This is a genomic window from Streptosporangium sp. NPDC005286 (assembly GCF_040607515.1).
Lineage (GTDB): Bacteria > Actinomycetota > Actinomycetes > Streptosporangiales > Streptosporangiaceae > Streptosporangium.
Genome location: NZ_JBEXGU010000267.1, coordinates 1 through 8,283 on the forward strand (window position 1 = coordinate 1; position 8,283 = coordinate 8,283).

Annotated in this window: 9 protein-coding genes; 5 read left to right on the forward strand and 4 right to left on the reverse strand. The window is 68.4% G+C overall.

Features of this window, described 5'->3' with window-relative positions; all coding sequences use genetic code 11:
• Nucleotides 1–17: 17 nt before the first annotated feature.
• On the reverse strand, nt 18–2,072 hold the full coding sequence (locus ABZU75_RS43805; RefSeq protein WP_355568562.1) for a M6 family metalloprotease domain-containing protein: 2,055 nt from the start codon (nt 2,070–2,072) through the stop codon (nt 18–20).
• 294 nt (nt 2,073–2,366) lie between these two features.
• Here ABZU75_RS43805 and ABZU75_RS43810 point away from each other — a divergent pair, with 294 nt between their 5' ends.
• Complete coding sequence (locus ABZU75_RS43810; protein WP_355568565.1) at nt 2,367–4,172, forward strand: ABC transporter ATP-binding protein; 1,806 nt, start codon at nt 2,367–2,369, stop codon at nt 4,170–4,172.
• A gap of 82 nt (nt 4,173–4,254) precedes the next feature.
• Here the strand turns inward: ABZU75_RS43810 and ABZU75_RS43815 are convergent, their stop codons facing one another.
• Nucleotides 4,255–4,956: an arylamine N-acetyltransferase gene (locus tag ABZU75_RS43815; protein ID WP_355568568.1), complete on the reverse strand. Its 702-nt coding sequence runs from the start codon at nt 4,954–4,956 to the stop codon at nt 4,255–4,257.
• Nucleotides 4,957–5,016: 60 nt separating this feature from the next.
• On the opposite strand from ABZU75_RS43815, the gene ABZU75_RS43820 reads away from it, so the two are divergent.
• The 3 genes from ABZU75_RS43820 to ABZU75_RS43830 all read left to right on the forward strand — a co-directional run bounded on the left by ABZU75_RS43820 (nt 5,017) and on the right by ABZU75_RS43830 (nt 6,442).
• Nucleotides 5,017–5,205, forward strand: a complete 189-nt coding sequence (locus ABZU75_RS43820; RefSeq protein ID WP_355568571.1) for a hypothetical protein — start codon at nt 5,017–5,019, stop codon at nt 5,203–5,205.
• A gap of 107 nt (nt 5,206–5,312) precedes the next feature.
• The gene (locus ABZU75_RS43825; RefSeq protein ID WP_355568575.1) at nt 5,313–5,858 is read left to right on the forward strand and encodes a GNAT family N-acetyltransferase; all 546 of its coding nucleotides are present in this window, start codon (nt 5,313–5,315) and stop codon (nt 5,856–5,858) included.
• A gap of 107 nt (nt 5,859–5,965) precedes the next feature.
• Nucleotides 5,966–6,442, forward strand: coding sequence for an NUDIX hydrolase (locus ABZU75_RS43830; protein WP_355568578.1), 477 nt, complete (start codon nt 5,966–5,968; stop codon nt 6,440–6,442).
• Nucleotides 6,443–6,490: 48 nt separating this feature from the next.
• Here ABZU75_RS43830 and ABZU75_RS43835 read toward each other — a convergent pair whose 3' ends face one another.
• Together ABZU75_RS43835 and ABZU75_RS43840 are read right to left on the reverse strand one after the other, a co-directional pair.
• Nucleotides 6,491–6,739, reverse strand: a complete 249-nt coding sequence (locus ABZU75_RS43835) for a DUF397 domain-containing protein (RefSeq protein ID WP_355568586.1) — start codon at nt 6,737–6,739, stop codon at nt 6,491–6,493.
• Between the two features lie 5 nt (nt 6,740–6,744).
• Nucleotides 6,745–7,599, reverse strand: coding sequence for a helix-turn-helix transcriptional regulator (locus ABZU75_RS43840; RefSeq protein ID WP_355568580.1), 855 nt, complete (start codon nt 7,597–7,599; stop codon nt 6,745–6,747).
• Between the two features lie 251 nt (nt 7,600–7,850).
• Between ABZU75_RS43840 and ABZU75_RS43845 the strand changes: the two genes are divergently transcribed.
• Entirely contained in the window at nt 7,851–8,216 is a 366-nt protein-coding gene (locus ABZU75_RS43845) for a hypothetical protein (RefSeq protein WP_355568583.1), read from the forward strand.
• Nucleotides 8,217–8,283: the final 67 nt, after the last annotated feature.

Genomic DNA, 8,283 nt, shown 5'->3' on the forward strand with positions numbered 1-8,283 from the left:
GTGACGCGGTCCGGGCCTCAGCGCCCCAGCACCTGGCAGGTCGCCTTGGCGGTCTTGGTGGGATCGCTCTCCGAGGTGGCGGTCAGGGTCACCTTCGCGAGGTGGCTGCCGCCCGCCGCCCGCAGGGCGTTGACGGCGACCAGCGTGCTCTTGCCCGAGCCTGCGGTCGCGAGCTCGTTGGGCAGCGAGGCGGTCCAGCCTCGGCCCTCGACCTTCGCCGACAGCCGGTAGACGTCACTCTTGAGATAGGCGCTCACATCCTCGGGGTGCTGCCCGGCGGCCTGGGCGGCCCTGCCGGTGTTGAACAGCGGGAAGCGGCAGGTGGAAAGGCCGTCGCCGGACGGGAGGCCGACGGACGGGAGCACCTTCACCCCGCGCTTGTTCGGGCCGGCGCCGTCCAGTGAGCGGATCGCCACCGTGTAGGAGAGCACGCCCTTGCGGTCGCGCTTGAGATCCAGGACGTAGAAGTGGAGCCGGTTGGCCTCGTCCACGTACTCGAACTCGGAGCCCGAGCCGGTGCCCGCGTGGAACAGGGCGTCCGACAACTGGCGGTAGTCGCCGATCGTGATGGGCACGGCGGTGCCGTCCGGCAGGACGTAGTCGGTCATGCCGATGTCCTGCGGGTTGGCGTCGATCACCCACTCGAAGGGCGCCTGGTCGACGTTCTTGGTCTTGGCCAGCAGCACCCCCGAGTCGGGCGTGAAGGAGTCGGCGCCCATCCTGTCCACGACCTCGAGCGTGTAGTTGTGGTATCCGCCGCCGTCGCAGAACGGGTCGGTGCGCACGTCGCAGGCCGGGCTGCGGTCGCCGTCACCGAAGGCGATGTTGACCCCGGACAGACCGGCCGGTCCCGGCTGGATCACCCGGGCGGTCACCTCCGCCACGACGACCCCGGACTCGGCCAGCGCCTCACGGGACAGGCGCAGCACGTTGTTCTCGTCCACCATCTCGAGCTTGATCTTGTTGCGGAGCATGTGCTGGGCTCCCATGGAGCCGCCCGAGGTGGGCGGGATCAGCCAGCGGCTGTGCGGGCCACCCGGGCCGTTGAAGCTGCCCCGGCTGAGCATCTCCCAGATCCCGGTGTACGCCCGGCGCGGCGGTATCCCGAACGGGTTGTTGTAGTTGTCGCCGATGCCGAGAATGTGGCTGAGTTCGTGGGCGTAGACGCCCTGCCCCGAGCTCTCCGCCTGGGTGGAGGACCCGCCCCCGGCGTTGGGCCAGATGGAGGCGGCCGAGGCCCAGGACGTCCACTCCACGTAGCGGGTCCTGGCCCAGTTGGGCAGGGCCGGGTCGGGCGGGCCGAAGTCGTCGGTCACCGCCTCCTTGGTGGGGAACTTGATCGGGCCGAACTCCTGCCAGGTGGCCGACTCGTCCTGTCCCGCGCTCAGGTAGAAGACGAAGTCGAAGCCCGCCGGCACCTCCTGGCCGACGTCGCCGATCCACGCCGCCCGCGCGTCGGTCCTGATGTTGCGGTTGCAGGCGTCACCGGCCGGGCAGGCGGTGCCTCCCTGGAACTCCATGGCGTACTCGTGTGACTTGCCCGGCATCTGGTAGGGGCCGAACTCGGTCAGCTCCACGCCGTAACGACCCCCGGAGTCCTCCATCCAGTACTCGTGGATGGTGTGGCCCCGGTTGAGGTCGTTGGGGGTGTTGAGGAAGTCCCGGTAGAAGCCGGCGACCTGGTCGCGGGGAATGTCGTGGGCCTCGGCGCTGGGGTTCCTGAAGACCGTCGAGCCCTTGGGCTGGGTGACCACGAACGGCTGGTTGGGATAGTCGGCCAGGACGAGCGCGCCGCGGAAGGTGCGCTTGGAACCCTTGACCGCGGGGTCGGCCCAGTTGGTGCCGGGGGGTTTGCGGTAGTCGGCCCACGTCATGTGGTCCGGGTTCTTCCAGTTCTGCGGGTCGATCGGTGCCGGGGTGACGGGCTCGGCGCGCCGCGCGGCCGAGGCCTCGGGGGCGTCCTGCTGCCAGGGCTGGGTCTGGGGCCAGTGTTCCAGGCGCCAGGGGTGCTCCGGGTCCGGGGCGGGGTCGGCGGAGGCGGGCAGGGAGGCGAGACCGATAGGGATCAGCACAACTGCGGCGATCAGTACTTTAAGCAACTTGGGGGGACGAGTCACGCTAAATGACGTTATAGATCACTTTCGGATAGATCAACAATCCGCTGTCGGGAAAGTTGATGAACGCTCGGCGGAAACACTGTCGAGATCTGGCCACTCCCGTCACCTCCCTCCCATCGGTCGGCCCCGGCGAGCCGGTTGCCAGCAAAAATGCCTGACCGGCCCCGTAACCTCTTGTTCGGACAGCCACCAGAAGGGAGTTCCATGACGGAACAGACCAGGAGTGCCGAACGGCATGAAACACCTCATATGACCGATGATCCCCGCGCGAACGAAGCACCCCCCGGAGAGCAGGCCCCCCTCGAAGACGGAGCACCACCCACCACCGACGAGCCCCGCGCGCCCCTGCGGCGCGTCGTCGGCCTGTTCCACCCCTACCGGGGCCGGCTGGTCGTCGTGGGCGCCCTCATCGGACTGTCCTCGCTCGTCTCGCTGGCCTCACCGTTCATGCTCCGCGCGGTGCTCGACGACGCCATCCCGCACGGCAGGACCGGCCTGCTGACGCTGCTCGTACTCGGCATGGTCGCGGTCGCCGTCGTCACCAGCGTGCTCGACGTCATCCAGATGCTGATCTCCAACGGGGTCGGCCAGCGCGTCATGCACGATCTGCGCACCGCCGTCTACGGCCACCTGCAGCGCATGTCCATGGCCTTCTTCACCCGCACCAGGACCGGCGAGGTGCAGTCGCGCATCGCCAGCGACATCGGCGGCATGCAGCTGGTGGTCACCTCCACCGCCGCCGCGATCGTCTCCAACCTGACCACCGTGATCGCGACGATCATCGCGATGCTGGTGCTGGACTGGCGGCTGACCGTGGTGTCACTGCTGCTGCTCCCGCTCTTCGTCGGCATCAGCCGCCGGGTCGGCCGGGAACGCAGAAAGATCACCTCCGAGCGGCAGCGGAAGATGGCCGCCATGTCGTCGATGATCCAGGAGTCGCTGTCGATCAGCGGCATCCTGCTGGGCCGGACGATGGGCCAGGGCCCCGAGCTCGCCAGACGGTTCTCCGACGCCTCGGACGAGCTGGCCGTCCTGGAACTCCGCTCCAGCATGGCCGGACGCTGGCGGCAGTCCACCATCCAGATCATCATGGCGGCCATGCCCGCGATGATCTACTGGGCCACCGGACTGACCTCGGCGATCTCCATCGGCACCGTCGTCGCCTTCACCACCCTCCAGCTGAACCTGTTCCGCCCCTCGGTGTCGCTGCTCCGGCTCGGCGTCGACGTGCAGAGCTCCCTGGCGCTGTTCGCCCGGATCTTCGAGTACCTGGACCTGGCCGTGGACATCCACCCCGGCACCCGCACGCCGAAGACGGTACGCGGCGAGATCCGCTTCGAGCACGTCGACTTCTCCTACGGAGAGACCCCGACCCTGTCGGACATCGACCTCACCGTCCCCGCGGGCACGACCCTGGCCGTGGTCGGCGAGACCGGCTCGGGCAAGACCACGCTGAGCTACCTGCTGCCCCGGCTGTACGACGTGACCGGCGGGCGGATCACCATCGACGGGGTGGACGTGCGCGAGCTGACCTTCGAGGCCCTGGCCGAGACGGTTGGCGTGGTCTCCCAGGAGACCTACCTGTTCCACTCCTCGATCGCCGACAACCTGCGGTTCGCCAACCCCTCGGCCACCGACGAGGAGATCGTCTCCGCCGCCCGGGCCGCCCGGATCCACGACCACATCGCCTCGCTGCCCGAGGGGTACGAGACCATGGTCGGCGAGCGCGGCTACCGCTTCTCCGGCGGCGAGAAGCAGCGCCTGGCCATCGCCAGGACGCTGCTGCGCGACCCGCCCGTACTGGTCCTCGACGAGGCCACCAGCGCCCTGGACACCCAGACCGAGCGCGCCGTCCAGGAGGCACTGGACACCCTGTCACGCGGCCGGACCACCATCACGATCGCCCACCGCCTGTCGACGATCCGCGACGCCGACCAGATCGTGGTCCTCGACCGGGGCCGCATCGTCGAACGCGGCAGCCACGACGATCTCCTCGCCGCCGGCGGCCCCTACGCCGCCCTCGTCAACCGCGACCGCTCCCTCACCACGGCCTGACCGGGCCGTATCCCGGTGGAGAACCGCACTCCAGGTCATTCCGTGGGCAGAAGCTCAGCCAGGTTCAACCTGGCCAGGGCAGCTATGACGGCGGAGTGGCGGAGGGGACCCGGTCGAGGGCGATCCCGAAGGAGTCGAGGTAGGCGGGGAGGAGTTCGGTCTCGTCCAGGACGCGTTCGGTGCGCTCGCCGTCCACGCTGTGGATCAGTTTGCGGTCCCTGAGCGTGGTCCGGCCCCGGGCCGTGCGCATCGAACAGATCGGTGACCTGGTGAAGTGCGACCGCGGGGAGGTCGCCTGCCACCAGCACGTCGGGACGAAGTCCGCCAGCTCGTAGGGCCGGGCGGTCAGCCGGTAACCCGGGTCGCCATTGTGCGTGATGTCGAGGTCGCCGTGGTCACCGTGGTCGCCGGGGGCGGGTGCGATCCGGAACACGCCCCCGCCGTCCTTCTGCTCCGCGCGCTCGTGGAGCCGCAGCGGCTCGTCGGAGAAGTCGCCGAACCCGACGTCGACCAGCCACGGCTCGTCGAGATCGACGCGGAGTGCCAGGTGGTCGAAGAGCGGCCCCGGCGCGCCGCCGCCGAAGACCCGGGCGGCCAGCAGCGTCACCCGGTAGCCGAGCGCGGTCAGCAACTCGGCGAACAACCCGTTCAGCTCGTAACAGAAACCGCCGCGACGGCGGTTGACGATCTTGTCGAACAGCGCGTCGGAGTCGAGCGAGATCGGCTCGCCGAGATGGATGCTCAGGTTCTCGAACGGCACCGTCCTCAGGTGCGCGAACTGCAAGGCCCGCAGGCTCCGAGCATTCGGCTCCGCGAGCCGGGTCACGCCCAATCTATCCAGATAGTGAGTGATCTGCACCTCGTCCATGGAGCAAGCAAACCACCCACCGAGCACGTCCGGTACCCGTCGGATCCCGCCACCGGCGAACGCCTGCCCCGGCAGATGGAGAGCCGCGACTGGACGGAAGAGGCCGTCACTCAGTCCGGTGTCGGGCTTTGGGGGTACGGCGTCGACTTCGTCACGCTGCACTGATACGGCGGCGGTCGGCCAGGGAGAACCGTCCCGCTAGATTTGGCTCACGGCACCGGATGTCCTGGCATCCGCATGATCCACCGATTGCTGAAGAGGACCCCGCACGCATGAACAGCCCTTCGCGGACCGCGCGAGCGACCTTCCGTGCCGCCACCGTCACGGACATCCCCACCCTGGTCTCCCTGGTCGAGTCCGCGTACCGGGGAGAGTCGAGCCTGGCCGGTTGGACGAGCGAGGCGCATCTGCTGGGCGGGCAGCGGACCGATGTCCGGGGCGTGACCGCCGCGCTGGAGAACCCGGACGGCCGCATGCTGGTCGCGGAGTCGGAGGGCGAGATCATCGCCTGCTGCCAGGTGGAGCGCAGGGGCGGACACGCGTACTTCGGGATGTTCGCGGTACGCCCCACGCTGCAGGGCGGCGGCCTCGGTAAGACGGTCCTCGCCGAGGCCGAGCGTCTCGCCCGCGACGAGTGGGGGGTGGACGAGATGCGCATGACGGTGATCTCGGCCCGCGAGGAACTACTGGCCTGGTACGTGCGCCGGGGCTACGTCCGCACCGGCGAGACGGCCCCGTTCCCCTACGGCGACGAGAGCTTCGGCCTGCCGACCAGGGACGACCTGGAGTTCGAGGTGCTGGTCAAGAAGCTCGGCTGAGCGAGAGCCCGTCCACGGGGAGAGCCGCCTGTCCGGATGCGGACGACCGGCGACGGCTCGGCGGGCCTTGCCCGGGACGGGCGGCTCGCGGCGGTAGCGTGGCAAGAGTGAGCAAGCCTTACCTCGACCCCGTCACCTGGTACGCCACCCTGCCCACCGTGTTCACCTGCGCCTGCCTGCTGATCACCGACCCCGAGGACCGGGTGCTGCTGGTCAAGCCCAATTACCGGCCGACCTGGGACTTCCCCGGTGGGGTCGTGGAAGAGGGCGAGGCGCCCCACGCGTGCGCGAGGCGCGAGGTGACCGAGGAGCTCGGCGTGCCCGTCGAGGTGGGTGAACTCCTCGTGGTCCACTGGAGTCCCCCGTCGGGGGAACGCCCCCGCTCGCTGATCCACTTCGTGTTCGACGGCGGCGTGCTGAGCGATCCCGGCCAGATCAGCCCGGAGGCCGAGGAGCTTGACGAGGTGGCGTTCCTCCCGTGGCACACCGCCACGACTCTCCTTGAGGAGAACGCCGCCACCCGCCTGCTCACCGCCCGCCTCGCCCGACGCGACGGACGTCCCGTCTACCTGTCGGACGAGTGACCGACGGACCGGGCCTGACGGGCCGTCATCGCGTTCAGGCCCCTCGCCTCAGCCCGAGGTGCCGGAGAAGTCGAACTCCCCGTCCTTGACGCCACCGACGAACGCCTCCCACTCGGCGCGGGTATAGACGATCACCTCACCATCAGGCCGATGACTGTGCCGCACCGCCACCCGCCCACTACCATCGGCCAACGGCCCGGCCTCCACGCAACTTCCGCCGCCGTTCTCGCTCTTCGTGCTGATGTGCCATGCAACACCGGCCAGTTCACCGGAGCTGGGCTTACTGTGCTCCTGCATCGCGTTCACCGCATTTCTTTCGCTATTGCGGAGATGAGCTCGGCCGAGTCTTCGGGGCCGAGGGCGAGCTTCTGCAAATTATCGTACGTCAGCATGAAGCTCTCAGCATCGGGCGATTCCACGTAAATAGCACCCTTCGGGGTCTCCGCATAGGCGACCTCAGGATAGGGATTCCTCATCGCCAGTATTCGGAAAGCACCTGTCGGGCTGGCATGCGCACCAGCACTGAACGGGAGCACTCGGATCTCGATATTCGGCCGGGCGGCGTATTCGATCAGATGACGTAGCTGTGCCATCTGACATTCCGGACCACCGACCTCACGGTGCAACACCGCTTCATCAATGATCGCTGACAGGCGCGGAGGGTCGTCACCTCGGAGGATCTCCTGACGAGTCATGCGCAACTCGACCCATCGCTCGATCTGCTGTTTTTCGGCACCGAACTCCGCCGCCGCGATCACCGCCCGCGCGTACTCCTGCGTCTGAAACAACCCGAGAAGCAGTGTGTTGTCAAAGGAGCGGATCTCGGCCGCGCGGGACTCCAGCCACACATAGTCGACGAACGCACCGGCGACCTCGTTGGCGTACCCGTCCCACCAGCCTTTCTGCCAGACCTCCTGGCTGAGCTTCATCAGGCTCTCGCGTCGCCTGCCGTCGGCCACGCCGTACAGATCGAGGAGAGCCAGCAGGTCCGGGCGCCGGATCGGATACTCCCCCGATTCGAAGCGGCCCGCAGTGGACGGGTCTCGCTGGAGATACTCGGCCACGTCCTTGAGCAACAGAGAGTTGGCCTCACGTAACTCGCGGAGTTGCTGACCAAGCCACTGCGCTCGGAGCGTCACCCACTTCGGAGCAGCCATACCCACCTTCCAGGCTGGGCTGTACAGGCCATGGCTTCACCAGCCTGGCAAATACAGCTTGTGAACTTCAGTAACCGTGTGTCCCTATACCCAACGTAGCCACCCGCTCACAGAGAGCGCAAGAAATGGCAGCATCCGACCACGGGACGGTCACGTGGTCACAGGAACACCAGGGAAGACAGGAGACCGGGGCGGGCTTCGCTGACAGGCCACGCCCGCCCCGGCCCCGATGCCGGAAGGAAGCACCCGAGATGGAGCACTTCAACGGTTCCGACTACCCGACTGTTTACCACGGCATGGTCTCGTGGCGCGGCGAGACCGGAGGAGGCGGAAGCGGTTTGTCCCGGCAGTCCGATTCGGCTCTCGGCAGGGAGGAGGTTCGGGCGCTGGCAGGGGGGCTGCCCCGCGTGTTCGCGCTGGTCCGGAAGGCCGAGGACGAGGAGATCATGGCGCGGGTGGTGGCGTACGGGCTGGCCCTGCCGGGTGGCGACGCGGCCACCGTCGGCGCTGTCAGGGGATTCGGCCGGTGGATGAGCCCGCAGAGCGCCGCGTACCGGCTCGGCTCCGACCTCGTCTGGCTCGGCGACGGCGACGGCGACGGCGACGGCGACGGGTGACCGTACCCGCCTGGCACGGCATGGCTCGGCGGCCGCCGAGCCATGCTCTGACCTGTGGGTTTTCGGG

Coding starts and splice junctions, on each gene's coding strand:
- ABZU75_RS43810 (WP_355568565.1), top strand. CDS start 2,367: ATGACCGATGATCCCCGCGCGAACGAAGCACCCCCCGGAGAGCAGGCC.
- ABZU75_RS43825 (WP_355568575.1), top strand. CDS start 5,313: ATGAACAGCCCTTCGCGGACCGCGCGAGCGACCTTCCGTGCCGCCACC.
- ABZU75_RS43835 (WP_355568586.1), bottom strand. CDS start 6,739: ATGCAGGAGCACAGTAAGCCCAGCTCCGGTGAACTGGCCGGTGTTGCA.
- ABZU75_RS43840 (WP_355568580.1), bottom strand. CDS start 7,599: ATGGCTGCTCCGAAGTGGGTGACGCTCCGAGCGCAGTGGCTTGGTCAG.
- ABZU75_RS43845 (WP_355568583.1), top strand. CDS start 7,851: ATGGAGCACTTCAACGGTTCCGACTACCCGACTGTTTACCACGGCATG.